20 protein-coding genes are annotated in these 25733 nt (G+C 40.9%); 3 read left to right on the top strand and 17 right to left on the bottom strand.

Annotated elements, in window-relative coordinates:
• The first annotated feature begins 11 nt into the window (after positions 1–11).
• On the top strand, positions 12–1484 hold the full coding sequence (locus tag KV40_RS13180; protein ID WP_036482120.1) for an aldehyde dehydrogenase family protein: 1473 nt from the start codon (positions 12–14) through the stop codon (positions 1482–1484).
• A gap of 7 nt (positions 1485–1491) precedes the next feature.
• On the opposite strand, the gene KV40_RS34900 is transcribed toward KV40_RS13180, so the two are convergent.
• Positions 1492–1716, bottom strand: a complete 225-nt coding sequence (locus KV40_RS34900) for a hypothetical protein (protein ID WP_156114031.1) — start codon at positions 1714–1716, stop codon at positions 1492–1494.
• On the opposite strand from KV40_RS34900, the gene KV40_RS13185 reads away from it, so the two are divergent.
• On the top strand, positions 1702–2616 hold the full coding sequence (locus tag KV40_RS13185; RefSeq protein WP_036482122.1) for an alpha/beta fold hydrolase: 915 nt from the start codon (positions 1702–1704) through the stop codon (positions 2614–2616). The two genes, KV40_RS34900 and KV40_RS13185, sit on opposite strands and share 15 nt — an antisense overlap.
• Before the next feature lie 63 nt (positions 2617–2679).
• On the opposite strand, the gene KV40_RS13190 is transcribed toward KV40_RS13185, so the two are convergent.
• From KV40_RS13190 to KV40_RS13225, 8 genes are all read right to left on the bottom strand, one after another.
• Positions 2680–3513, bottom strand: coding sequence for an aldo/keto reductase (locus KV40_RS13190; RefSeq protein WP_036482125.1), 834 nt, complete (start codon positions 3511–3513; stop codon positions 2680–2682).
• A gap of 51 nt (positions 3514–3564) precedes the next feature.
• Positions 3565–4212 (bottom strand): glycerol-3-phosphate 1-O-acyltransferase PlsY, encoded by a 648-nt coding sequence (gene plsY / locus KV40_RS13195; protein WP_036482128.1) that lies wholly within the window; start codon positions 4210–4212, stop codon positions 3565–3567.
• 70 nt (positions 4213–4282) lie between these two features.
• Positions 4283–5683: a DUF3086 domain-containing protein gene (locus tag KV40_RS13200; RefSeq protein ID WP_036482131.1), complete on the bottom strand. Its 1401-nt coding sequence runs from the start codon at positions 5681–5683 to the stop codon at positions 4283–4285.
• A gap of 45 nt (positions 5684–5728) precedes the next feature.
• Positions 5729–6118, bottom strand: a complete 390-nt coding sequence (locus tag KV40_RS13205; protein ID WP_052055616.1) for a DUF3119 family protein — start codon at positions 6116–6118, stop codon at positions 5729–5731.
• Between the two features lie 67 nt (positions 6119–6185).
• Positions 6186–6980 carry an MlaE family lipid ABC transporter permease subunit gene (locus tag KV40_RS13210; protein ID WP_036482136.1) on the bottom strand — a complete coding sequence of 265 codons (795 nt, stop codon included), beginning with the start codon at positions 6978–6980 and terminating at the stop codon, positions 6186–6188.
• A 222-nt stretch (positions 6981–7202) separates the two neighbouring features.
• On the bottom strand, positions 7203–9623 hold the full coding sequence (locus KV40_RS13215; RefSeq protein ID WP_036482138.1) for a HAMP domain-containing methyl-accepting chemotaxis protein: 2421 nt from the start codon (positions 9621–9623) through the stop codon (positions 7203–7205).
• A gap of 137 nt (positions 9624–9760) precedes the next feature.
• Positions 9761–10282, bottom strand: coding sequence for a chemotaxis protein CheW (locus tag KV40_RS13220; RefSeq protein WP_036482140.1), 522 nt, complete (start codon positions 10280–10282; stop codon positions 9761–9763).
• A gap of 36 nt (positions 10283–10318) precedes the next feature.
• A complete protein-coding gene (locus tag KV40_RS13225) occupies positions 10319–10684 on the bottom strand; it encodes a response regulator transcription factor (protein ID WP_036482143.1) in 366 nt (121 codons plus the stop codon).
• A gap of 1505 nt (positions 10685–12189) precedes the next feature.
• Here KV40_RS13225 and hmpF point away from each other — a divergent pair.
• Positions 12190–13911, top strand: a complete 1722-nt coding sequence (gene hmpF / locus KV40_RS13230) for a pilus motility taxis protein HmpF (protein WP_036482146.1) — start codon at positions 12190–12192, stop codon at positions 13909–13911.
• Positions 13912–13934: 23 nt separating this feature from the next.
• Here hmpF and KV40_RS13235 read toward each other — a convergent pair whose 3' ends face one another.
• From KV40_RS13235 to KV40_RS13270, 8 genes are all read right to left on the bottom strand, one after another.
• Positions 13935–14915 carry an SDR family oxidoreductase gene (locus KV40_RS13235; RefSeq protein ID WP_036482149.1) on the bottom strand — a complete coding sequence of 327 codons (981 nt, stop codon included), beginning with the start codon at positions 14913–14915 and terminating at the stop codon, positions 13935–13937.
• A gap of 122 nt (positions 14916–15037) precedes the next feature.
• Positions 15038–15697 (bottom strand): HEAT repeat domain-containing protein, encoded by a 660-nt coding sequence (locus tag KV40_RS13240; RefSeq protein WP_253274250.1) that lies wholly within the window; start codon positions 15695–15697, stop codon positions 15038–15040.
• Between the two features lie 91 nt (positions 15698–15788).
• On the bottom strand, positions 15789–18803 hold the full coding sequence (locus tag KV40_RS13245) for a hybrid sensor histidine kinase/response regulator (RefSeq protein ID WP_036482153.1): 3015 nt from the start codon (positions 18801–18803) through the stop codon (positions 15789–15791).
• Between the two features lie 63 nt (positions 18804–18866).
• Entirely contained in the window at positions 18867–20966 is a 2100-nt protein-coding gene (locus tag KV40_RS13250) for a methyl-accepting chemotaxis protein (protein ID WP_036482155.1), read from the bottom strand.
• 76 nt (positions 20967–21042) lie between these two features.
• Positions 21043–23373 carry a methyl-accepting chemotaxis protein gene (locus KV40_RS13255; protein ID WP_052055617.1) on the bottom strand — a complete coding sequence of 777 codons (2331 nt, stop codon included), beginning with the start codon at positions 23371–23373 and terminating at the stop codon, positions 21043–21045.
• A gap of 154 nt (positions 23374–23527) precedes the next feature.
• Entirely contained in the window at positions 23528–24079 is a 552-nt protein-coding gene (locus KV40_RS13260; protein ID WP_036482158.1) for a chemotaxis protein CheW, read from the bottom strand.
• A gap of 6 nt (positions 24080–24085) precedes the next feature.
• Positions 24086–24448 (bottom strand): response regulator, encoded by a 363-nt coding sequence (locus KV40_RS13265; protein ID WP_036482161.1) that lies wholly within the window; start codon positions 24446–24448, stop codon positions 24086–24088.
• A gap of 73 nt (positions 24449–24521) precedes the next feature.
• Positions 24522–25724, bottom strand: coding sequence for a response regulator (locus KV40_RS13270; protein WP_036482163.1), 1203 nt, complete (start codon positions 25722–25724; stop codon positions 24522–24524).
• Between the last annotated feature and the right edge of the window lie 9 nt (positions 25725–25733).

Raw genomic sequence — 25733 nt, forward strand, 5'->3', positions numbered from 1 at the left:
GGATAACCATCATGGTCACTGCTACAAGACCAGAAGCAAAGGTAAAACTCGGTCCTACCAAGCTGCTAATTAACAATCAATGGGTAGAAAGCGTTTCTGGGAAACGGTTCGAGACGATTAATCCCGCTACGGGAGAAGTTATCTGTGACGTTGCCGAGGCTGATGCAGCAGATGTCGATCGCGCTGTCGAAGCAGCACGCAATGCCTTTAACCATAGCGACTGGCGCAAGATGTCGGCAAGAAAGCGTGGAGAGTTACTCTACAAGCTTGCCGATCTTATAGAAGAAAATAAGGAAGAATTAGCCAGACTAGAAACTTTAGACAATGGCAAGCCACTCACCGAATCGTTAAATATGGACTTGCCCTTTGTGATTGAAACCTATCGCTACTATGCTGGTTGGGCAGATAAGATTCAGGGAAAAACTATACCCATTAGTGGCTCTTACTTTTGCTATACTCGCCACGAACCAGTAGGAGTAGTCGGTCAGATTATTCCTTGGAACTTTCCTTTGCTAATGCAAGCCTGGAAGCTGGCACCAGCTTTAGCAGCAGGTAACACTGTGGTAATGAAGACGGCAGAACAAACACCTCTATCGGCGTTTCGGGTAGGAGAATTGATTGTTGAAGCAGGATTTCCTCCAGGGGTAGTCAATCTGCTTTCGGGTTATGGACCGACCGCAGGAGCAGCGATCGCCCGACATCCCAATATTGATAAGGTAGCCTTTACTGGTTCGACTGAGGTTGGGCATTTAATCATGGAAGCAGCAGCTAAGAGTAACCTCAAGCGAGTTACTCTCGAATTAGGTGGTAAAAGTCCCAATATAGTTTTTGCCGATGCCAACTTCGATGCCGCGATCGAAGGTTCTCATCAGGCTTTATTTTTCAATCAAGGTCAGTGCTGCAATGCAGGTTCGCGATTGTTTGTCGAAGAGAAATGCTATGACGAATTTGTAGAGCGATCGGTAGAAAGAGCCAAGCAGCGTAAAGTAGGCGATCCTTTTGCTAGCGATACCAAACAAGGTCCGCAAGTAGACCGCGAGCAGTTTGATAAAGTGATGGGCTACATTGAATCAGGTATGCGTCAGGGAGCCAAAATGCTGTGTGGCGGTCATCGATTTGGCGATCGCGGCTATTTTATCGAGCCGACAGTTTTTGCTGATGTTCGAGACGATATGGATATCGCACGCGAAGAAATTTTTGGTCCTGTAATGAGCATTATCAAGTTTAAAGATATCGATGAGCTTGTAGAGCGGGCAAACGATACGATTTATGGTTTGGCAGCAGGTGTATGGACTCAGGATATTTCCAAAGCCCACGCGATCGCTCATAGCCTTCGCGCTGGAACTGTCTGGGTTAATTGCTATCATGCCTTTGATATTGCCGCACCTTTTGGCGGTTTTAAACAGTCGGGAATGGGACGGGAATTAGGCGAGTATGGCTTACAGCAGTATACAGAAGTCAAAACTGTGACGGTAAAACTGTAATTGATAATCAATGACAATCGAAAAAATTTGATGTTCTTAGCAACATCAGCTTTATTAACAGCATCGATCGAGAAAGGTTATTTGTAGCTAGCAAGTAGCCTTTTTTTATTGCTAGTTTCCACAGAAAAAAGTAGCGATAAAATATTCCCACGCCCTCACCCATCATCGTTTCTGCTTTATCATCAAAACAGATACCTAAATATAAATCTGCATTTAAATGGCGATCGCTCATCAACTCAACTCGTTAAATACTTTAGATAAACTTAGCTGGACGTGGCAGGGTCATCACATTCAATACACTGTTCGCGGAGAAGGACAACCTTTATTGCTCATTCACGGATTTGGTGCTTCCCTCGGACACTGGCGCAAGAATATTCCCGTATTAGCTAAAAGCGGTTATCGAGTTTACGCACTAGATTTACTCGGCTTTGGTGGTTCGGCAAAACCTGCTTTAGATTATCATTTGGAACTGTGGCAGCAGCAGATAGTTGATTTTTGGTCGGCGCATATTAACCAACCGACTGTGTTTGTCGGCAACTCCATCGGTGGTTTGCTGAGTATGATGCTGCTTGCCAATCATCCTGAAATTGCTGCTGGTGGGGTTTTGATTAACTGTGCTGGCGGTTTGAATCATCGACCCGACGAACTCAAACTTCCCTTGAGATTAATCATGGGCGGATTTGCCAAATTAGTTAGTTCTCCTCTAACGGGGAAACTAATTTTTGATAGTATTCGCCGCAAACATCGTATTCGCCGTACTCTCTATCAAGTGTATCGCGATCGCGCTGCGGTTACCGATGAATTGGTAGATATGCTCTACGATCCTTCCTGCGATTTAGGAGCGCAAAAAGTTTTTGCTTCGGTTTTAACCGCTCCTGCGGGTTCTCCTCCTTTAGAGTTATTACCCAAAATCGATCTTCCATTACTGATACTTTGGGGAGAAAAAGACCCTTGGACACCAATCAAAGGCGCGAAAATTTATCAAGAACTGGCAGCAACCGAGCCTCAAGTAGAATTTGCCAGTATTCCTAATGCAGGACATTGTCCTCACGATGAAAAACCAGAGATAGTTAATAAATACATTCTCAACTGGCTAGATAAATTCACTTTGTCTCACTCCGCTCGAAGTTAAAAGTCTTCAAAAAGTTAAAAATTTGTTTTGACTTTTAACTTTTAACTTTTAACTTTTTCAACTTTACCTCATTGCTAAAGACATTTTACGAGCGGGAGGTTTAAAGGCGCAGTCTATTTCTCTAATATCTTCTGCTGACAGACTAATATTTAAAGCAGCGTGGTTTTCCCTAACGTGTTGGGGATTGGTAGCTTTGGGAATGGAGATAACGTTGTTTTGTCCTAACAACCAGCTAAGAGCGATTTGTGTTGTTGTCGCGTTATGTTTAGCGGCGATCGCTTCTAACTCCAATCGCCCTGCAAATGCTCGTTGTTCCACTGGTGAATAAGCCATAATCGGAATGTCTCGCTGTTGGCACCAAGGTAGTAAGTCCCACTCAATACCGCGACGCATTAGATTGTAAAGCACCTGATTGGTAACGATCGCTTCGCCTCCTGGTAAAGACACTGCTTCTTCCATATCGTCAACGTCAAAGTTACTTACGCCATAGTCTAAAATCTTTCCAACCTGTTTGAGGTGCTGCAAACCTTCTAAAGTTTCCGACAGCGGAACAGAACCGCGCCAGTGGAGTAAATACAAATCTATATAATCTGTTTTTAGTCTGGATAAAGAGCGATCGCAAGCTTTAATTACACCTTGGTAACTGGCATTATAAGGATAAAATTTACTGACCAAAAATACTTTATCGCGGCAATCGGCGATCGCTTCGGCAACTACTTTTTCCGCACCACCTTCACCATACATTTCAGCGGTATCGATTAAAGTCATGCCCAAGTCTATACCTAATTTAAGAGCATCTATTTCTGCCTGTTTTTGACTGGCTCGTTCCCCCATGCGCCAGGTTCCCTGTCCGAGTATGGGAATTTCTCTGCTCGATTTTAGCTTTAGTGTTTTCATTATTGTTTTTTTAACCAGTTAAACTTTTGCCTTCGTTTACTTGAAAAAATATCAGGAATTCTTCGGCATTTGTCCGATTTGCGGTTCTTCACCAACCAGCAAGCGTTGGATATTAGCCTGGTGACGGAAGATGACATAAATTCCCGCCAGTCCTGTAAATAGCATATAGGGTAAAGGCAAATGTAAGGCGATCGCCAAAATGTTAACTACAATCGCGCCGACAATCGAACTGAGTGAAACTATACGAGAAATGGCAAGAACTATTAAAAAACTTCCCAAGGTTCCCAGTCCCAACACGGGAGAGATTGCCAGCAAAATCCCCAAACTAGTAGCTACAGATTTTCCCCCTGTAAAATTAAGCCAAACAGATTTGCTGTGTCCGATTATTGCTGCTATGGCTGCTGACATAACTAACCAAGGTAGCCAGTCTGGAGGAAATATTGTCGGGGAAAATCGAGCGTAAGCCAAATTGACTAAGATAACTGCTGCCGAACCTTTGAGCAGATCGATTAGCAATACGGCGATCGCTGCTGGTTTCCCAACTATTCTCAATACATTAGTCGCTCCCGTAGAACCAGAGCCATGTTCTCTAATGTCGATTCCTTTGAGATAGCGGGCGGTTAAATATCCTGTAGGAATCGAACCGAGTAAATAAGCAACAATAACTAACAGAAAACTAAAACTCAAAGCAGTAAACATACCAAAATTTTGCCAATTCTCTAGCTCTTAGTTTATCGGCATACTAGAGCAGATCGGCTTACATTACAAATTAATACAGGTAATTAGAGTTTGCTGCTTTAGCTTCGGGAGCAAAAGCCAGCCATAAAGGAAACTTAAGTAAAGAAAGATTAATTAATTCTTCAGTTTCGTCGATAATAATCAGCGGCAATAGTTTATCCTTTATCAGGCGATCGGCTCTTTGCACTACTACTTCTGCCGAGTCGAATAGCACTACCCCTCGACTAGCACCAAAATCACTACGAGCAATTCCCAGACAGTCTTGCAGTCCCCTACGCCATTCACCCAGCTTTTCGGGAGTATCGATTAAAACTAGAGTTTGGCAGCGATCGCCGTAGAGATGGCGCACGATAGAAATTATCGCCGAAGCAATTAAAATATTTTGCAGGCGGCTGTTCATACCGTTAATTGCGCCCCTGCCACCCCGAGCAAAAAACCACTCTTGCACTTTTTCGGCATGAACTGCTTCAAAAGTACGACGTAGCTGCCACGGAGGTCCATAATAGTCAGGACGAGAGCGATAGCGGTCTAAAAGCTGGCGAATTTGCCTGCTTTGCTCGGCAAATGCCTGTTCTACAAACTGAGGTTGAGGCGATTGTGATGAAGGTTTTCTCTGTCTGTTTGCTTTAGCTCGGCTTCCTTCTCTACTAGATCTTTTCCCTACTGCAGCATCTAATTCTAGTCGCTCGTCAGTTTCTCTACCTCCCATTCTGCCTTTTCGAGAGGGCGTATTCAATTCTAGTTGTTCGGCAGCAATAGCCAAGTCTTGCAAACTTCCTACCAAATAATTTTTAAATCCCTGAACTCTAATTGCCAAATCTTGCGACGCACCAGCAAAGTTAGTTCGCATTTCCTGACGGATGCGCTCCTGACGACGTTCCAGCTTGTCAATTTCAATTTGTAAAGAATTTTTACGTTCTTTGAGTTCTTTCATGCCCTCTTCAACTAGTTCGCCGATAGTTTTCTGGACTTCTTTAATCTGTTGTAGGGCTATTTGTTCTTTTCGGGCAGTTAGATCGTCAATTTCAGCTAGTAAAGCTCGCCTTTGTGCTTCCAGCTGCTGCAATTCGACATTAGTAGATTCGGAACTCTGTGCGCCAACAGGCTCGGATTCCGATTCATCGAGCCAGCGATCGGTAAATAATTCTGGTTCTGCTTCAGCTTCATCTATTGCCAAAGTAAACTGTTCGCTAGACTCAATTTCCGTAACTTCGGAAGGTTGTTCTTCTCTGGCTTCTGCTGCAGTGTCTTCATTAGCTGCAACTAAGTCTGCTTCAGATTGATATTCGGTTTCAATAGAAGTTTCTGGTTCGTCCAGCCAAATATCGGGAAGCGGTTCGGCAGGATTTTCTGTCGATTTAGTTATGTTTTCAGTTGGCTCATTGGCTTCATTATTATCTGATTCGGGAATAGAAGAAAATTCAGAATTCATTGTTAAGAATTTACAACTAGAGTAAGAACAATATCTGTTTGATAACTATGATTTTGCAGGGCAATGTTTTTCCAGGCAGTCTTTGAGAGTTTGAGGATCGAAAATTATGGGCAAAAAATGAATACTATTTATCTCGCGAAAATAAAATAAGATTGGAACTGGCTGCCAAAAAATCTGCCAGTTTAGCCATTCACTGTAGGGAAAAGTGCGAATTTTACGTTGGGAACGATAGACATCCAAAGCCTTATCGCTAAATTGCAGTCGAATAGTTTTAGTTTGCAACATTAGAAACAAACCGAATAAAGCAACTATTCCACCCAGCCAGAAACTCAACCAGCACAAGGGAATCGCTACGATAATTAAAAACCAAGGTATTTTATAGCTTGGAGGTAGTTCGATGTATTGTTGAGAATTAGTTTTGGTAGGAATTGCCATACAAACTGCTCTTTTAATGCCAGTCGCTGTTTTTTTACTCGTTCTCTTATCTTAAGACTAATCGCTATTAATTGATTAAGTCTCGACCAGGACCTTGAAACATCAACCAAGACAAAAAGAAATTAAAAATAAAAATAGCGATCAAGGCTGTAACTACAGCTGTAGTAGTAGACTCCCCAACTCCTTTTGCTCCTCCCGTAGTGGTCAATCCCCAGCTACAGCCAATAGTTGCTACTAAAGCTCCAAAAATTACCGATTTAATTAAAGCACTGCACAAATCCCAAAACTGTAAAAAGCTACGAATCGATTCTAAAAATGTCGCCTGAGAAATATCGTAAAGGGTTGTAGCAATAATCAATCCGCCAAATAATCCCGTAACTAAAGAAATAATAGTTAAAATTGGCAGCATTGAAGCACAGGCAATCACGCGAGGAATAACTAAATAATCTATGGGGTCGGTTTTTAGCACGTAAAGAGCATCAATTTGTTCTGTTACCTGCATCGTGCCAATCTCGGCAGCAAAAGCCGAACCTACCCTACCAGCAATTACTACTGCCGTCAGCACGGGAGCCAACTCTCTAGTTAGAGCAAGTGCTAAAACTCCTCCTACTGCCTGCCCCGCGCCAAAGTTGAGAAATTCTCTTGCTACTTGAATGGTAAATACCATACCGACAAAAGCTGCGGTAATTAAAGCGATCGCTAACGAATCGGGACCGACTACTGCCATTTGCTCGCGAATATTGCGGGGATTGCCTTTAGCTTTTAATAAATGAACTGCTACCTGTCCTGCTAAAAAAACTGCCGCGATTAAACGTCGAAACCAAACTTGAATTCCGCTTTTAGAAGTTGTTTTACTAGCCATTAGTCTCCCTAGAAAGATTGAGTTAATTCAGGAAGATTAACTCAAAGATTACTGACGAGAAAGTGTGCTGAGACATTTTTCTAGCTGACTTTGAGGATCGCTCAAACTTTCGCCTGAGAACTTCTGAATTTTCTAGGAGATTATACCAATTTCAGTCGCCGTAAGAATTAGTTGCGGCGATCGCTTTAGCTATTTGCCAAATAAAATTTATTATTTGGCAAATTACTCTTCACTTTTGTCAATGCGGAAACGTTCTACAGAAGATAATAAGCTACGGGCAATTCCTACTAGACTTTGAAGCGCGCCAGCAACTCGTTGCGACTCTTGAGAGGTAGCTTGAGCGGTTAACTCTACCGACTGCATTACCTGCGCCACAGCGCGTGAATTCTCACGTTGTTCGACTGTATCTGCCGTAATCGAACGCACCAAGGTGTCAATACGATTGGATACCTGAATAATATCTTCTAGCGCGGTTTTAGCCTGATCTGCTCTATCGGTAACGTCGATTACCTCTTGAATCCCTTCTTCCATCGCTGTCATTACCGAACCCGTCTCACTCTGAATTTGTAATACGATTTGTTCGATTTCTTTTAACGATTTACCAGATCTATCGGCTAACTGTCTGACCTCGTCGGCAACTACTGCAAAACCGCGACCTGCTTCACCAGCTTTAGCTGCCTGAATCGAAGCATTAAGAGCTAACTGGTTGGTTCTTTCGGCAATTTGTGAAATTAACAGGACAATTTTAGAAATTTCCTGTGAAGCTTCGGCTAATCTTTTTACTTTACGTGCGGTTTCCGATACCGTTTCTCTAATCTGAAAAATTCCCGCTACGGTACGTTCTACTGCTTTACCACCTTTAAGTGCCGTGACCGACGAAGAACGAGCAACTTCTTCGGCTTCGCGAGCATTATCAGCTACCCGCTCGAATGATTCGGTCATCATTTTTACCGAGTTAAGGGTCACTGCCAACTCTTCTGCCATTCGTAGAGCTTCACTAGATTGATTGCGAGCAAACAGTTCGCTATCGGTAGAACTCTGGTTTACCTGTTCTGCTGCTTCTTTTACCTGTCGGACAATTTCTCGCAGACTCTGAATGGTTAAGTTAAAAGCATCGGCTACCGCTCCTAATACGTCAGCAGTTACTGTAGCTTGTACGGTCAAATCTCCTCTTGCTGCGCCTTCTACGTCGTCTAGCAGACGAATTACCTGACGCTGTAAGTCTTCTTTTGCCTGTTCGGTTTCTTCAGCCCTTCTCTGGGCTTCTTGTGTGGTAGTTAAGATCACTCTCGTCATACGATTGAAGCCACTAGCCAACTTACCCAATTCATCCGTTGCATATACGGTTGCTTTGGCATTGAGATTGCCGCGATAGACATCTTCAAACTGAGATTGTAAATTTTGGCTGGCTTGGTTAACCTGTTTTGCTGTAACGCTACCCACAACGGCAGCAGTTCCACAGCTAACAACTCCCGCAACTAAAGACATCAAAACGCTATTCCTAGTCCTTGAAGCAAAAGTATTTTCACTTTCCGTATTAGATACATCGTTACCAATTAAACTAATTCCCAATACGGCAACTGTGGTTACAACTCCTGTCACTCCAGCCAGAATTAACTGTTTCTTTTGTATTGAAGCGTTGGCAAAACCAGCTAAAAGTCCCTGTTTGACATCGACTTGAGGTTCTAAATCTATCGATGAATTAGAGCTATTGGTGTCAATACTACTTTCTGCAACTACCTCACTGGGACTCACATGCTCTATTTCAGATGGTGTCGCAATAGCGGAGTTTACTGACTCGCTACTGGAGACATCATCACTAACGTTAAACAATCCTGTATCGGGTAGTCCTTGTTCTAGCTCTTCTAAATCGAAAAAACTACTATCAATTTCATCAAATTCCAGTTCGTCTTGAGAGTTTGATTTGGCTCGTTCATCCAGATCTCCCGTATCAAATTCGCTACTATTTACAGCAAGAGCTTCTGTTTCATCTATTTCTTTTTCTCGATCGCCGAAATTGCCAAATACTTCATCGCCGCCCAAGGTAAAGTTATCTGCTGAATATTCCGCCTCTGATTCTGCCTCAAAAGCCGAATCAGCATCATCTAAACGTGACGGTTCTTTAGCTATTTCCGTTGATGAGTTAAAATCGGCAAAAGTATCTGGCTCTTCCTCAGATAATTCTAGTTCTTCTGAGTTTGGCAGGGAAAAAGAATCAAAATCCGACCGAGCATCGCTCGACTCGGAAATAGACTCGTCAAATTCCAAATTCGTTGCTGCGTCGGCAAAATCATCTTCTGCCGAACCTTCAGCTTCTAGATCGAAATTATATTCATCGAACGCTACTTCCGTTTTGGACAATTCTTCCTGTAATCGCTCTGCTTCTTCAAGACCTCCATAAGCAATATCTAGTAGATCCCGTTCTTGAGTTAATTCCAGAACCTCGCGATACAGTTGTCGTGCAGTATTGTAATCTTGAAAGCCATAGCAGTAAATATGACCTCGAAGCAACAAAACATTAGGATCTTCGGGAAATTCATCAGCCAGGCGATCGATTATTTCTGCCGCATGGGTAAAATCCCCTCCTGTATAGGCTTGTTCTGCTTGTTCGTAAATTTGTGAATAATTAGTTCCTGATGCCATATGCTTCTTACCGAGTTGATTTAGGTTTTTTGTTGGTGCTAAGTTCCTGCGGTGAGCTTCAAGTCTTAATGGCGAGTAGTTTATGTAAGAATTACTATAATTCGTTTAATTTAGGTATTAACTATAAAATAAAAAAGTTATATTGCCATTGCTCGAGTTGCCCACCTGGATGCTTGAAATATTTCTGACGTTTCTAATAAATTTAAAACTCGATCGCTTTCTCGATCTACTTGCCATTGAGCCGATATAAAAGGAGCCATATTTTCTGGAGGACTGCTATACATTTGTAGTTTTTCTACATCCAACCAATCCATATCGCCAATTTTTTCGATTGCCAACCCCAATACCAAATTTTGATATTCGACAGCAATTACGGGAATAGTAGGTCTGTCAGTATTTAATTCTCCACTATCACCCAAAAATTGCCCTAAATCTGCCACCCAGACAACTTTTCCTCTAAGATTTATCGCTCCTAGTAATATAGGCGAAGCATTGGGAATAGGAGCGATCGAATCTGGAGTTTGTTGCAAAACTTCAGCAATACTAGTTGCCGGTAAAGCAAACTCTACTCCAGATGGTAAAAAAAATCTCAGATGAAGTTCGCCTTCGGGGTTTTCTAGCGGTTTTATTTCTAAAGAAAGATCTAGACTATCTACCATAAATGAATGGCTCCAAAATTATTGCGCTCGTTGTATTTATGTCCTTAAAAGCTGTTTGACGGTACCAATCAGCTCTACTGGCTGAAATGGCTTGGCAATATAAGCATCAGCTCCTTGCTTCATTCCCCAGTAGCGATCGAATTCTTCCCCTTTAGAAGAACACATGACAATGGGAACTTTCTGAGTTTTAGGATCTGATTTGAGACGGCGACAAAGTTCGTAACCGTTCATTCTAGGCATAACAATATCCATTACTACAATGTCAGGATTAAATTTTTCTAAATATTCCAATGCTTCTACTCCATCGCAGGCAACGGTAACATTGAGTCCGCTACCTTTAAGCAGATCTGAAATCATCTGTCTTTGTGCCAAACTGTCTTCCACGACTAGAACTTTGCTCATAACTCGCTAATTGCCAGAATTCTTACTTGAATTTAAAATTTGCTCTTTAGTCTACTATCTACTTTGAAGTCAACTATCATTTTTACTATATACTTCATACTTAATTTTATTTAAAGTTACTTTCTTTTCGCTCGCTTCAATCTCAAACAGCTAAAAAATGAAAATAATCAATTATTGTTTTGAAGCGGCTATAAATTTAGACGCTCGTGTCAAATTCGATCGCATAGTTCTGTTTTAGCTTTTGAGAATGCTATTGGGCTAAACCGCATCCAGTTTAAAATCAGACAGACGGTTTAGATTCCTGAAGAAGCCTCAAAAATTTTTAAGTTAATTGCTTGTAAGTAGCAAGTAGCAATTATATTCTGCTGTTTGACTTGCTTCATTTCCTCTTCAAAAACTACGGTTTTATATGTAGATGGGGTCTAAGTAGCATTAGTTTAAACGTTTTATCATTCTTACTCCCTTTAGATTTGCTAAGTAACTATAGCCAAATTTTGAATTTGTTTACGCTGAGATGATTTGTAAATAAAACCGATCGCAGATTTTGAGTAAATGATATAGCAAAAGTTTGGCAAAACACTACAGGCTATATTGACGAAGTGAACGCAAGCATCGCTTTAAAAAGGCGAATTACTGTTCTACTATCTAATTTTGTGGCTGTGGTCTGGAAACAACCAAACATAGCTTGATTGTAATTATTCCCCAAACTCAAACAAAATCGATCTAATAGTAAATTTAGTAAACTCTTCGCTTCAGAATATACTCTACTTTTTTAGCAACCGCCACACAGTCATTTATTTAAACAATATAGTTTTATAGTAGCTATAGCTTTAAAAAGCGTCGAGCAGATTGTAGTAATATTACTTGGCTTTGTAATAGTAACTTTCTCGGTCTATTTAAACAGTTACTATTACAAGTCACAAATTACTTTATTTTAGGTCAATAGAGCTTGCTGTAATTGTCTATTAGTCGAGTCTAACTAAAAAAAACTTAATAAACACTGCGGTATTTACGGAGTGTTTTTATTCTTGGGTTTTTAAATTTGGTGATTATAACTACTCGACGCTACCCGAGCGCACTAAAATGTGTTTGTGTATTGCTTTTTAAGCGGACACGTAAGTAAATTGTTTTGAGCATAGATTTATCCCAAGGTCACCGATTACTTTACCGTTTTACGGCGGAGTAAGCAGTGACTGAAATATTTAAAAAATAGAGTTAACTAAATTAGCACAAAGACCTTGGCAACCTGTTTCAATGATGGTTATGCTATACATATAAAAATATACTTATAGACATAGGATCGCTAAAATGTCCTAAAACAACTGTAATTCTTAATAAGAAATTAACAAAAAGTTCGCGATTTAAAATTTAATACTTAAAGGCAATTTCATCTAATAAATATCTTTTTGTCCTCTCGAAACTCGCGCCCCGAGTTAGAGCGATCGCTAACTGAAAAATTAAATTTTATTAGTTATTAACGCCAAAAATCTAAAGAGGAAACCAGAGTGCTATATTTGGCAGAAATACAAAAGCAAAGTAAAGGCTTTATGAGCGGCAAAGAAACAAAGCTCAAACTCCTGGCTTGTCAGCGTAATGACCAAACTTGGAGCATTATTAATGGCAATGAGACAGTTGAATTAGAAGAATCTTATGATTTTGGTAATGGTGCTTTAGTAACCATCGATTTAGGGGTAAATCGCCAGCTTCAGAGTAATCCCGAATCAGCTTCTCAAAAAATTATTGGTATTTTACAAGGATTTACTCGGCTTATTGAAAAAACCAAAAATCAAGAACAAGAAATCGAACAGTGGAAAGAATCTCTAACAATTCAAAGTGAAGAGCTTAGTAGAAGAGAGATTGAAATGGAAGCACGTCTCGAACAGCTAGAACAAATAGAAGAAGAGTCCGAGCGTCTAGAACAGCAGCGTCAAGAAATTGCGCACGCACAAGCAGAAGTGGAAAAAATTAAAGCTGAATTTGAAACTAAAAGCCAAGAACTAGCAGGAGCTTGGGCGCAACTCAAAGGACAGCAGGAAGATCTAGAACAGCAGCTTCAAGAGTCCAAAGTTCTTGATGAAGCTCAAGCAACACAAATTCGAGAACAACTACAAACTCTATCTTCTGCGTTAGATTCTAATAATCTGATTAAAGACAAGCTTCATTTAGTTTTTGAAGCAGTTAATACCCAACAAGGAGCCGTCAATCCTAATTGGCAAAAACTAGAACAGTATTTGCAAGATGTACGAGAAAAAGAGCGAGAACTATCGGAATGCAAAGCTCGGCTCGAACACAGTCAGCAAGATTTACAATTACTAACTGAATCCCTTGCCGAAACCGAGCGACAACTTCGATCGGAACAAAAATCTCTAGCAGTAAAACAAGAGTTGAGTGAGTTTTTAAATTCTCAGAGACAAACTTATGCTACCGTGCTAGAAGCACTAGATGATTCTAGAGTTAAATCATCAGGTCGAGAGGGGCAAAAACTAGATTTAAAAGCTTTAGAAAATATGCCTCTACCAGATTTGGAAAAAACTGTTGGGGAACTGCAAAAAGACTTAGATAGAGTCGCACGTTTTGTTAACGATCAAGAAGAAGAACTAAGTTGGCAGTGTAAAGCAGTTGAAGAGTTGGAAGCAAAGATTTCCGAGGTGAATGAATTCGAGCGTCTGACACTGGAACAAGAGTTGGCTGATGAAAAAGAAGCTCAAAAAATGTTAAATCAAACTTTGGTCGGACAGCGTCGCTCGTTAAAAGAAAGATATGAGATTTTGCTACAGCATATACGAATTCTCAAACGCCGTCAGGGAATTATCGATTTAGAAGCCGAATCACAAGGAGTTGACTTAGAACCAATCGTACAAAGTTTACAGCAGCAGCAGCAAACTTTGGCAGAGCAGCAAGAACAGTTAGAACGAGAAATTACCACAATCGCACAAAACATTGAGCGGCTAGAGGCAGAAATTACTGAAAAAACCGAACGTCAGGCACAACTAAAGACAGAATTACAGCAGCAGCAAGATAAAGATCGACAGTTAAGTATAGAGCTTACTGCACTTAAATTTAAGAGTGAGTTCGGTCAAGAAAATTTGCAACCCTTACAAAATATATTAGATAATTTGCATAAAGAACTAGAAGCGATTGAAGGAGCGATTGCCGACTACAGCCAGAAAAACCCCATTTTAGCACTTGACGAAGTCAATCGCATCCTGCAAGAATTGACGGCTTAAAAAATACACGTCAATTTAGACGGTTAAAACTGGTTGCGATAGGGTTTAGTTCCTTTTTTCTTCTTGCCTTTGTTTTTTTCATAATCGATTTCTTTAAGTTTTTTCATGATGCGACTGAAATACTCCTGTAAATATTCTTCCAGAGTAGTCATTTCTTGAGGATCGATGCCAAAGGTTTGATAAGTTTCTTCCATAGAAGCATCTAAAGGCTTACCACTAGCTAATACTTCAGCAAAAGCAAGGCGATTGGCGGTATTTTGTCCCCACTGAAAAAAACGGCTGATGCGACGTAATAAACTCAATACATTAATTGATACACGGGATATTTTGGCATTTTCTCCCGATAGTTTTTCACAAAGACCAACTATTTCATAAGCTCCCCAGGCTTTCGAGCCGACTACTGGAAAAGTTTGATTTGCCGTTTCTGGCACTTCCAAAGCCCGAATAGCAAACTTAGCAATATCTTGAGTATTCATGTAGGCGATAGGGGTACTTTCTCCTGTTACCCAAACTACCTGATTTTCTAATATAGGAATAGCATATTGAGAAATTAAGCCCTGCATAAAGCCGCAAGGTTTGAGAATGGTATAATTCACCCCTGATTCTGCCAAAAATAATTCCGTACAGTGTTTGATGTCCATCAACGGCACTTGTGGATGTTGTTCGCAATCGAGAATTGAAAAAAATACATACCGCTCGACTTGGGCTGCTTGGGCTGCTTGAATGAGATTGACTTTACCCAACCAATCAACTTCTTTAGCACCAAGATTATCAGTAATTCTAGCGGTGGCAGCATCAATGATAGCCTCTACTCCTTGTAAGGCGGGGGTCAGCGTTTCTGGTTGGCATAAATCTCCTTCAATTAATTCTGCGCCCCATTCTTTTAAAAACGTCCCTTTATTAAAGTTACGTACCAAACAACGCACCTCATAATCGCTATCTAAGGCTTCACGAACTATTTGTCTGCCCAACGTGCCAGTTGCACCAACTACTAATAATTTCATTTAAAGATATGTTAATATTTTTAATCTTTCTCTAAGATTTTATCAAAAACTTATCTTTATGCTGAAAGTTACTAGAAAATTGTCTATCTAAATCTTTTTTAAATAGCAAATTTTGATATCGCTCAAACAGTAGATTCTAATACTGCTCCAACTACGCGATGATCTAAATCTTCTTTAAGTTTGTTTAAAGCTGCGATCGCCCGCTCGTTATTAAATTTGCCTAACGCTCTTGCCGCCTGCATTCGAGTTCGCCAATACTCATCATCGGTTAGAAGCAATAGTTTTTCTATAGCCGCTGTTTCTTTAGCAGTATCGGCAAAACTTCCCAAACAGTAGATACAAGATTCAATTACACTTTGGTCTTCACCTTGTAAACCCAAAACGCATACTTCAAAAAATTCATCGGTACAGTGTAACTCTGAGAGTGCAGCAATAATACTCCGACGTACCAACCAATGAGCGTCTTGCTCGAACATTAATGCCAAATGGGAAACGGCAACGCTACCAAATAGAGATAAAGAATTAGCAGCTTCGGCGCGAACGTTAGGATCGCTGTCAAATTTCATCATTTCCAATAGCGTGGCAAACGACTCGGCACTTTGTTGTTTGCCCAGTCCCATAGCAATAAAAGAGCGTACTAAAAACTCTCGATCTCTTATATTGGCTTTCAAACGAGGAACTGCTACTTCAGGATCGTAATTGTTTAACCCTCTAATAGCTTTCATTTTCTGTTGCGGATCGCTACTGTCTAAAGAGATGTCGATTGAGTCTAAATCCATCATATTTACCTCATGTAAAGTTTACGAATTAACCTTACTTGACAAAAGCAGCGATTGGTAACTGTCTGCGGCACGATTTTTAACATAGTTGCCATTAAGCTTTTATGAGTTCGGCTAATTTTTGTAGCAACTCCCGCTCATTATAGGGTTTAGAAAAATATGCTGACGCACCGAGATTCATAGCCAACTTGCGATGTTTGTCATTACTGCGAGAGGTAAGCATAGCTATAGGAAGATCTTGAAACTCTTTTCTACCCTTGATTTCTTCTAGAACTCCATATCCATCGAGTCTGGGCATTTCAATATCGCAGATTGCGGCTCGAACCTTAAGCCCACCAAGCAGTTTATCTACAGCTTCGCGACCATCTTTTGCCTGTTCGACTTCATATCCTGCTTTCTCTAAAGTTAGTGCTAAATAGCGACGAACATTGACTGAGTCATCAATGATTAGAATAGTTTGGTTTTCAATCTGCGATGCAGGAGGTAAGTCTCGTTCTGCTAGATTGTTGTCTACTTCAGTTTCTTGACTAGCCCTATTTAAACTTTCTTCTGCTAAAACCACAGGATCGACAACGGGAATAACGCGACCATCTCCCAAAATCATCGAGCTGACAAATCCAGAAGGTAGAGGGACGGGACTTTCAATAGGTCTAGTTGTGGCATCGCGTTCGCCCCAGAATCTATCGATATGAAGCGCGACAAATTTAGTTTCGTCTCCAACTATTAGAGCCATCGGATGTTCGATTATGGGATTATCTAAAAGTCTAAAATTTTTGCTCGGTCTACGAAAAGTCAAACTATTTTCCAGACGAACTAGATCGATGTTTTGCTCTTGCCACAGCAACTGCTCTTTACCTTCTTCTGTAGCTTTTAATTGTCCCGATCGAAGCTGCATAATTTCGCGCACGCTATTGACTGGTAGAGCAAAAATAATTCCAGACTGTTCGACGATCGCAACACGTAAGATAGAGAGAGTAAAAGGAATTCGCAGGGTAAAAGTAGAGCCTAGTCCTGGCTGAGTTTGTACTCGTATATTGCCTTGTATTTCTTTGAGATTGTTGCGAACTACGTCCATACCGACTCCCCGACCAGAAAGTTCGGTAACTTGTTTGGCGGTACTAAATCCAGGCTCGAAAATAAAGTCGAGGATTTGCTCTTGAGACAATTGGTCGATATGGTCTTGAGAAATTCCTAAAGAACGCAAGCGATCGCCAATCTTAGCTACAGAAATACCACCACCGTCGTCTGATAGAGTAATAACTGTTTCGGTACCGCGAGCGACTGCCTGTAAGGTAATGCTTCCCTCTGCTGGCTTACCTGCGGCAATTCTAGTTTGAGAATCTTCAATGCCGTGATCGAAGGCATTACGTAACAGATGCATTAACGGATCGCTGAGAGTTTCTAAAACCGAACGGTCGATAAGAGTATTTTCGCCCAAAATTGTTAGATTGACCTGTTTGCCAAACTGAAAATTAAGATCGCGCACCAGCCTGGGAAACCGCTTGACGACCTCGGCAAAAGGTAACATTTGGGTTCTGGTGACGTTACTTTGCAAAGATCGTGTGGTGCGATCGAGATTGCGTGCTGCTTGAGTCAACTCCTGCAAACCAAAATCGATATCTGTTGTTACCTCTTGAAGCTGAACGATAGTTTCAATTTGTTCTTGACAGATAAGGTGAAGATCGCTGTAGCGATCCATTTCTAAAACATCAAATTCTTCTTTACCCGTTGCTAGAGTAGTACTGCGGTCGCCAGAAACCATAGCTGAAGCTGGTAGTGACTCTCTAGAACTTAAAACTCCTTCAATTGAAGCGCGATCGTACCATTGTTTGAGTTGGGTATTAGACTGCTCTATTTGCTGCATCCGTTTGTTCATTAAGACAGTCATAGTTTGAAGCTGCTTGAGGCGCAAATTAATTGTATTGCGCTCTAAAACTAGCTTTTCAAACAGATTATTGAATTGTCTTAGCTGTTCTAAAGGCACTCTAACCATCTTGCCAACCGCTGGAGCTACTGGTTGGGGTTGAGAAGTAGCAGCTAAATCATTAGACTCAGTTGCCGAATTCATTTCCACAGTCAGAGGCTTGGCAATCTCAGTTTCTGGCTGCTTCTGTGGCTCGCTTTCGACGGGAGATTGTTCTGGTACGTCTACATCAAATTCAGCCTGGAGTGCGGACATATTTTCCAGTTCTAAAGCATCATCTGTCAGCAAGTCAAAATCTGTTGTAGATTCATCACCATTGAAATTGGCTAACTCGGAACTAACTGCTGCAAAATCTAAGGTTTCAAATTCATCTAATGCCGAAAAAACATCGCTTTCTTCTACTAAGTCAGCAGGAGGTATTTCTCCTTCCAACTGAGTCGGCAAGACTTCTACCCGACCTCGCATGACTAAAGCGTGCGATCTCTTCCAGGTAGTTAGAGCCTGTTCTGCTAGCGATTCAATCTGCGTAGACGAGATGCTTTGCGCCTGTTGTTCGATCGACTGACAGAGTTCGACAAACGGCTGTAGATTTGCCATTTGACCGAATGCTACCAATTCTTTAGCGGTGGTAGCCAACTCGCTAGCTAGTTCGGCTAGATTAAACTCACCAAAGCGGGTTTCAAATCGCTCTAAAATGGCATCTACCCCTTCTTCAAACATCAAGAGAGCGGGATCGACATCTTCATCTTGCGCCATCAGAGCATCTTCGTCAGCAGTTTCTAATTCTCCTAAGTGCTGGCGTAAGCGAGCGAAAATTGGCTCGGCATTCTCATCAAACCAGAAATCTTTAAGAGTTACTCCCTGACGCAGCAAGTCGCTGACTTGCCGCAAACAGTCTACTCCCTGTAAGAGTAAATTTTCTACTTCAATACTTATCGAGCTACCACCATAGCGAACTCGTAAGATTTTAAAAAAATCTTCCAAACGATGAGCTACTCTACTTAATATGGGAAACTGCATCATTCCCGCTCCTCCTTTGACAGAGTGAGCCGCTCGCAGCATTAGATCTACCTGTTGCGGATCTATCAGCGAGTTAGTTAGTCCGAGCAGATTAGTTTCGATGCGATCGAAGTATTCTTCGGCTTCGTCAAGAAAATTAAGTCGGATTTGTAGTTCTGTATCCATGTTGCTTGAAGGTGGTAAATTGCTCTATTGAATTGATGTGAGGTAGTAATGTTTTTAGATTACTCAAGATACTTCGGCTACTTTAAACTGAGCTACTGCCGTCTCTAGCTTTTGAGCTACTTGAGTTGTTTCGACAATTGATTGGGCTACTTCCTTAGAAGATTGAGAGGTCATTTCCGATAAACGAGCAATTTTCTGCATTAAGCTAGTCACATTTTGCGAAGTGTTTGCCTGAGATACGGTGGTTTGAGAAATCGAACCCATTAACTGGTTGATTGCCTGTGACTTTTCTAGTACCAGGTTCAAACTTTGTTTGGTAGATTCTACTAAGCGCGTAGTTTCTGTTACCTGTGCCGTACCAGATTCCATAGCCTGGTTGACTTCTTTGGTTTCTGCCTGAATTGTTGCCACAATGCCAGCAATTTCCTTAGTTGCTGTAGTACATTGCTCTGCTAACGCACCGACCTGTTGGGCAATAATCGTAAATCCCCGTCCGTATTCTCCTACCCGATCTGCCTCTACACTGGCATTAATTGAAAGTACGTTGGTTTTTAGAGCAATTTCTTCAATAAAAGAAACGGCTCGCGAAATTTGTTCTGAAGAGTCACCCAAACGCTTCATTTTTTTTGCTGTATCACTGACGATATTCCGCAGCGCGAGAATACTGTTCGCCGTCGAGTCCATACTATTAGTGCTATTGACAACCGTATCGTAGGTATCGTTAACAATCTGTTCCGCCTGATTGGCATTTGCCGCTACTGCCTGAATCGATTGGGACATCTGTTCGACGGAAATCAAGGTATCGCGAGTTTCTTGTGCCTCTGCGATCGCTTGTTCGGCTAAGTGTCGAATTGCTTCTTCGTTTTGTTTTAAAGCCGAACCTACTTGACCAGAGGACTGCTTGGCTTCGATGGCAATATCTTGTAAATTATCAATAATGGCATTAAACAAATCGGCAACCGTACCGAGTTCTAACGAAGATAAACTGGCTCTGACGGTTAAATCGCCTGCTGTTGCGTCGCTAACATCTTCTAAAAGTTTGGCAATTTCTGTTTCTAGCCGTTCTCTTTGCTGGCGTTGTTCTTCGGCTTTAGTTTCTATACTGCTAATAGATTCTCTTAACTGATGTGCCATCTTATTAAAAGAATCAGCCAAAGTTCCGATTTCATCTTCGCGATCGATATCGACCGTTTGGTCTAAATTGCCTTCTGCCAAACTAGTGGCTGCTTTTGTAATTTCACCAATCGGTTTGGTCAAACGACTAGCGAGTAGCCAGGTTATAATGCCTACCGCTAATATGGCTAAAACAGCACTCGCCGTTGCCACTTGTTGAAACTGTCTTGCCTTGTAAAAAGCTTCTGATTTCTGCTGGAGAACAAATACTCCCCAACCATTATCCAAGCGTGTGCCATGAGATAGCCATTCTGTTCCTGATTCATCGCTAAAGGTAAAGTAACCTTCGTTGCCAGCTAATAAATTGGCTACGGGAGGATAGTTACTATAGTCTGTTAGTTCATCACCAGAAGTTAGTTCGCTGTTAGGATGCCCTAAAATACGACCTTGTTCGTCAACCACAAAACCATAGCCAGTATTACCAAACTCAATCGCACCAACTTGTTTGGTTAACTCTTCTAATACACTACAGATAACGGCTACACCCGATAAAATTGTCTGTTTTTCAATGGGAGCAGCCAGACACAGAGTTGGTTTCTGGCTAGTTTTCCCAATTAAAGTCTGCAAAAACATTTTGTTACCTGCTTTGACCTCTTTTAACCAAAGACGATCTGGATAATTATTGGCAGGTTTGCCATCGCTACGACCTATATTTAGACCTGTAAGATCGGTAGTATGAGCCAAATAAATATATTCGTAGGTATCGGGAATCGTTTCTAAAACCGCTGTTTGTTGTTGGGGATCGAGGCTACGAATACCTGGTTGTAGTGCCAGATTTTTTAGAGCCAGAACATTCATCTGCGTCCATCTAGAGACGTTATCATCGAGAGATTGTGCTTTTAATGCCAGACGTTCTTTAGTGTCTTGCCGAATGATTTTAGTAGCATTAGAACTAGTAAAAGCGATCGCGATTATGGTTGTGGGAATAACTCCCAGTAACACTAAAAAAGGTAGGCGAAATTGTAAAGTTTTAAATAATGGTTTTTTCATAAATCTTAAGTTAGGTCATTTATTATAGTTATTAGCGATCGCCCAACATTGCAGTAGAAGTCAGGCAGTAATGCGATTAACCTGAAATTGATTGAGATGAGCGATCGATAGCTTGAGTAAATTCGGCTACTTTAAACTGAGCTACAGTAGACTCTAGCTTTTGGGCTACCAGAGCGGTTGCAGCAATTGATTCTGCTACTTCCTGAGAAGATTTGGATGTAGTGCTAGATAAGCGAGCAATTTTTTGCATTAGGCTTGTTATACTTTGGGAAGTATCTGCCTGAGACACGGTGGTTTGAGAGATAGAACCCATCAACTGGTTAATTGCCTGAGATTTTTCTAGTACCAGATTTAAGCTCTGTTTGGTTGATTCTACTAAGCGCGTAGTTTCTACTACCTGTGCCGTACCCGATTCCATCGCCTGGTTGACATCTTGTGTTTCTGCCTGAATTGTTGCCACAATACTGGCAATTTCTTTAGTTGCTGCGGCGCACTGTTCTGATAATGCACCTACCTGTTCGGCAACGATGGTAAATCCTTCTCCGTACTCGCCCGCACGTCCGGCTTCTACAGTAGCGTTAATTGAAAGTACGTTAGTTCTTAGAGCGATTTCTTCAATAAACGAGACAGCTTGAGAGATTTTTTGGGAAGATTCCCCCAAACGCTTCATTTTTTTTGCTGTTTCAGCCACAATAGTCCGCAGTGCCAGAATACTGTCTACTGTAGAGTCCATACTGCTGGTGCTGTTAACTACCGTATTGTATGTATCGTTAACAATCGATTCTGCCTGGTTGGCATTTTCTGCTACTGCCTGAATCGACTGAGACATTGCGGCAACAGATTTAAGCGTATCGCGAGTTTCTTCGGCTTCGGCGATCGCTTGTTCGGCTAACCGCCGAATTGACTCTTCATTTTCTTTTAAAGCCGAACCAACCTGACCAGTAGACTGCTTAGCTGCGATCGCAATTTCCTGCAAACTATCGATAATGGCATTAAATAAATCGGCAACCGTACTCATTTCCATAGAGGTCAAACTGGCTCTAACGGTTAAATCCCCTTCCATTGCGCCGCTAACTTCATCGAGCATCACAAAAATTTCTCGTTCCAGACGTTCGCGTTCTTGACGCTGCTCGTCGGTTAGTGCTTGTTGCTGTTTTAATGAGTTTTGAATTTGTTCGGTCATTAAGTTAATATTGGCGTTCAATTCTCCTAGTTCGTCTTGTGTAGTCACTGCAAGACGAGTATCGAGTTCTCCACTACCAATTTTTTTAACTGCTGTAACAGCATTGACTATGGGAACTGTGGCGCGATTGGCTATATATGCTGCGATTGCCGCCACTAAAATTGCTGCTATAGCCGATCCTAAAAATAAAGTCCTATCTAATTGTTTTATGGAAGCTAGTGCAATATCTTCATGTTTGGCAATTATCGTTCCAATGTGAAGGTTGGGGAAACGCTCTGGACTTTCTGCTGGCACATAACTTACTAGTTGTTTTTTACCAATGTCATTGTCGTGTTCGTGTATATCAGTTTCACTAATCGGTTCTGACTCTGTGATAGCTTGATAGACAGTGGTTGTTGTGCCAACTTCTCTTTCTTCATGAAATTTTTGGATTTCTGGAAAGCGAGTAGCAATTTCCTGATTTAAAAGTTCTTCTCTATCCCCAGCAAAAATAGTTCCTTCTGCATTAATAAGACTCCAATGTTCGTTTTTTTTCTCATAGACTTCAAAAAGGCTATTAATATAATTACCAGGAACTTTAGCTCTGATAACTCCTACTAATTCTCCTGTTTCTCGGTCTTGAACTGGTGCGGCAAATTCTACCCGTAGCTGTCCCGAACTCGAAGAAATACCAGGACCATTAATAGTAATAGATTTAGTTGCGATCGCTTCTTGAAAATAGGCATTACCGCCATAATTTCCTGTATATGGTTCTTCTATACTGGCTTGAAATAAAAGATCGCCCTTGAGGTCAAAAAACAAAATACTGTTGTAGTATTTTAATTCATTAGCAAAGCTGTCTAAAACTGCGGTTTTTTCTTCGAGGGTAGCTGCTTGTCTAAGTTTGGAATCGATAAATAGCGGATTTTTAGTTAAACTATCAACTTCACGAATGCGATCTTCTAAAAACCTCGTAACGCTGTCGGCAGCTAATTCGGTTTTTTCTAACTGTTCTTGATTAATTTGTTCCGATAGCGAACGATTGGTGACATTATGTGCCAAATATCCTACTATTGCTATTGGAATTACTCCAATGGCGATTGCAAATAGTGTTGCTTTGGTTTTAAGAGTAAAATATTTTTCTAAATTACGCTTCAAGTTTTTAGCAAGTTTTATGGAAGTATCTACTGTGTCTGAAGTTCGCTCTAAGTTTGGATTGGTTTCGGAATACTGATTTTCAATCATAGAAAATATACCTTTTTAACCGCAAATAAACTAATAATTGGATGTTGTGTGTATTTAGAAGTTACTAATAAAAATGATTTACTTAGTTACTCCCATCTCGACATAAGAATACCGAAAATAAATAACGGTAAATCAACAAAAAATCGTTTTTTGTTTAGGTAATTACTGAGTGGGATGAGAGTAAAGGTGAAGCTGTGGCAATTTCCTCGGCAGATAAAACTAAAATACGTTTCTCACCCTCATCTACACATCCATGAAGATAGGGAGTTAAGCTAGCTGGAAAGTCTTCTAAAGGTGAGGCTAGCTGCTCTTCGGTAAAGCGAGTAATCCCCTGAATGCGATTTACCGCCATGCCAATAAGAGATGTTTGCTGTGATAACGCCGACCATGTTTGCAGTACGATTGTGTGATACTGCCTGGTGGAAAGAGGAGTAGAAGACAGCTTCAACATTTGTGCCAAGTCAATAATGCTAAAAACATGATTGCGCGAATTAACTATACCGATAAATGATTCGGGCATATTAGGCAGCGGCGTAATTTTTTCTGCTGCTACCAATAGTGACTCCTGCACATTCTTCATTGATACTAATGCCGTTATCTCTGAAGTAAGTTGAAAACGCAAATAGGGTTCCCCTGAAGTCCGCTTGGCTTGAAATAGCTCTGGTAAAATCTGTTGCAGTTTAGCTGCTGGTGTAGACGTTGACATAGTTCTCTATCCCATTGCCTCTTCAAGTGCACTTATTAATTGCTCTTTAGTACAGGGTTTGGTAACGTATGCCTTAACCCCCTGTTTTTTTGCCCACATCCGATCTACATCGCGGTCTTTAGCCGTACAGGCAACTACGGGAATTATCGCCGTTTCGGGATTTTTCTTTAATTGACGTAAAATATCCAGTCCACCCATTTTGGGCATCATCCAGTCGGTGATAATGGCATCTGGTTTATTGGCAAAGGTTTTTTCTAATGCTTCTTCTCCATCCTGAGCGGTGATGATGGTGTAGCCAGCTTGGGTAACATAATGCACCATCAAATCTAATTCAGATTTAGTATCGTCTACGATTAAAATTGTTTTCATGATTTTTCCTTTGTAATTATTAATAATAGTTAGGTAAACAAAATTGTCTTAATATAGTTAGTAAAATATCCAACTAAATTTGCTGGAGATATTTATTAACAATATTCATCAAACCTTCCTGGGTAAATGGCTTGGTCAAATAATCTGTCGCACCAGCCATTTTGGCTCTAGCTTTGTCAATCATGCCTGTATTACCAGTTACCATGACAATAGGAGTTTCTTTAAAAACATTGCTACTGCGTAATAAGCTACAGAGTTTGTAACCATTGATTCGAGGCATGGTAATATCCATTAAAACTAGATCTGGTTCGAGTCGGAAAATAACCGCCGAAGCCTGAACTGGATCGTCAATTGCCGTAACTTCAAATCTGTCTTCTTCTAGAAAACGCTGCATTTCGTTAAGAATTGTCGGACTATCATCAATACAGGCAATTTTGAAAGTTTTACTTGCTTGAGACAACTTCTCTTTAGCTAAAAGCCTGGGAATATCGGGTAATTTATCCAAAGGTGACTGCGGATTTCGCAAGTGAATTACTTTCTTTTCGATATATGGCGACAAGATTTGAGCTATGTGCAATTCGTCGCGATTGAGAACTATTGAAAGTTGGCGAAAGCTCAAGCCACGCCGCATCATCTGTGCGAGTTCGTTGAGTGCCTGTTGAGATAAAGTTCCCGATGAAGGCGATTTGTTAATGTCTCGGTAATCTAGAATGTAGGGTCGCTGATGGGGAGAAAGCAAACTCGAAGCACAATTTTGCCATTTAGTGAGTCTTTGCTTTAAAAAGTTAATTAAATCTGCTATGTCTAAAGATAGAGATTCACCAATTTGTTCTCTAATCCAAGCTGGATTTGACTCATCTCTATTCCAATTAAAATTTCCTTCAGTTAACCAAAAACAGAATTCTAGAGAATCTTGAGTAATTTCTTCTAAGAGTTGAGAAAGTTGCAGGCGATCGATATGCTTTTCTTTCAATAGCCATAATAGTGTCTGTTGGTAAAGACTTCGACCAGAAGAGTTTTGCTCCATCTTTGCTTGAGTCTTGAGATACAGAGGGGGCATATCTTTTAAAGCAGCAGCAGCAGCTTTGCAACCTTGGCGAAGTAAGTAATACTTTAATTCAGCCATTAACTGAATCGAACAGTCAGCATACTTTAGCTTCCCTGCTTGCAGATAAACTCTCCAAGATACAGATTCCCCATTAAACTGAAGACAGCCAGTTTCGTTGGAACTGGATGACTCAAATAATAATTGGGCGGGATTTAACTTTTGAGTCATACCTAAAAA

The organism is Myxosarcina sp. GI1 (assembly GCF_000756305.1).
Lineage (GTDB): Bacteria > Cyanobacteriota > Cyanobacteriia > Cyanobacteriales > Xenococcaceae > Myxosarcina.

What these genes read in the sequence shown, in the direction of transcription:
- KV40_RS13215 (WP_036482138.1), bottom strand. Translation starts at nt 9,623, where the DNA reads ATGGCATCAGGAACTAATTATTCACAAATTTACGAACAAGCAGAACAA.
- KV40_RS13245 (WP_036482153.1), bottom strand. Translation starts at nt 18,803, where the DNA reads ATGGATACAGAACTACAAATCCGACTTAATTTTCTTGACGAAGCCGAA.
- KV40_RS13255 (WP_052055617.1), bottom strand. Translation starts at nt 23,373, where the DNA reads ATGATTGAAAATCAGTATTCCGAAACCAATCCAAACTTAGAGCGAACT.
- KV40_RS13210 (WP_036482136.1), bottom strand. Translation starts at nt 6,980, where the DNA reads ATGGCTAGTAAAACAACTTCTAAAAGCGGAATTCAAGTTTGGTTTCGA.
- KV40_RS13235 (WP_036482149.1), bottom strand. Translation starts at nt 14,915, where the DNA reads ATGAAATTATTAGTAGTTGGTGCAACTGGCACGTTGGGCAGACAAATA.
- KV40_RS13225 (WP_036482143.1), bottom strand. Translation starts at nt 10,684, where the DNA reads ATGAGCAAAGTTCTAGTCGTGGAAGACAGTTTGGCACAAAGACAGATG.
- KV40_RS13185 (WP_036482122.1), top strand. Translation starts at nt 1,702, where the DNA reads ATGGCGATCGCTCATCAACTCAACTCGTTAAATACTTTAGATAAACTT.
- KV40_RS13180 (WP_036482120.1), top strand. Translation starts at nt 12, where the DNA reads ATGGTCACTGCTACAAGACCAGAAGCAAAGGTAAAACTCGGTCCTACC.
- KV40_RS13220 (WP_036482140.1), bottom strand. Translation starts at nt 10,282, where the DNA reads ATGGTAGATAGTCTAGATCTTTCTTTAGAAATAAAACCGCTAGAAAAC.
- KV40_RS13270 (WP_036482163.1), bottom strand. Translation starts at nt 25,724, where the DNA reads ATGACTCAAAAGTTAAATCCCGCCCAATTATTATTTGAGTCATCCAGT.
- KV40_RS13265 (WP_036482161.1), bottom strand. Translation starts at nt 24,448, where the DNA reads ATGAAAACAATTTTAATCGTAGACGATACTAAATCTGAATTAGATTTG.
- KV40_RS13240 (WP_253274250.1), bottom strand. Translation starts at nt 15,697, where the DNA reads ATGATGGATTTAGACTCAATCGACATCTCTTTAGACAGTAGCGATCCG.
- KV40_RS13200 (WP_036482131.1), bottom strand. Translation starts at nt 5,683, where the DNA reads ATGAATTCTGAATTTTCTTCTATTCCCGAATCAGATAATAATGAAGCC.
- plsY (WP_036482128.1), bottom strand. Translation starts at nt 4,212, where the DNA reads ATGTTTACTGCTTTGAGTTTTAGTTTTCTGTTAGTTATTGTTGCTTAT.
- KV40_RS13205 (WP_052055616.1), bottom strand. Translation starts at nt 6,118, where the DNA reads ATGGCAATTCCTACCAAAACTAATTCTCAACAATACATCGAACTACCT.
- KV40_RS13190 (WP_036482125.1), bottom strand. Translation starts at nt 3,513, where the DNA reads ATGAAAACACTAAAGCTAAAATCGAGCAGAGAAATTCCCATACTCGGA.
- KV40_RS13250 (WP_036482155.1), bottom strand. Translation starts at nt 20,966, where the DNA reads ATGAAAAAACCATTATTTAAAACTTTACAATTTCGCCTACCTTTTTTA.
- KV40_RS34900 (WP_156114031.1), bottom strand. Translation starts at nt 1,716, where the DNA reads ATGAGCGATCGCCATTTAAATGCAGATTTATATTTAGGTATCTGTTTT.
- KV40_RS13260 (WP_036482158.1), bottom strand. Translation starts at nt 24,079, where the DNA reads ATGTCAACGTCTACACCAGCAGCTAAACTGCAACAGATTTTACCAGAG.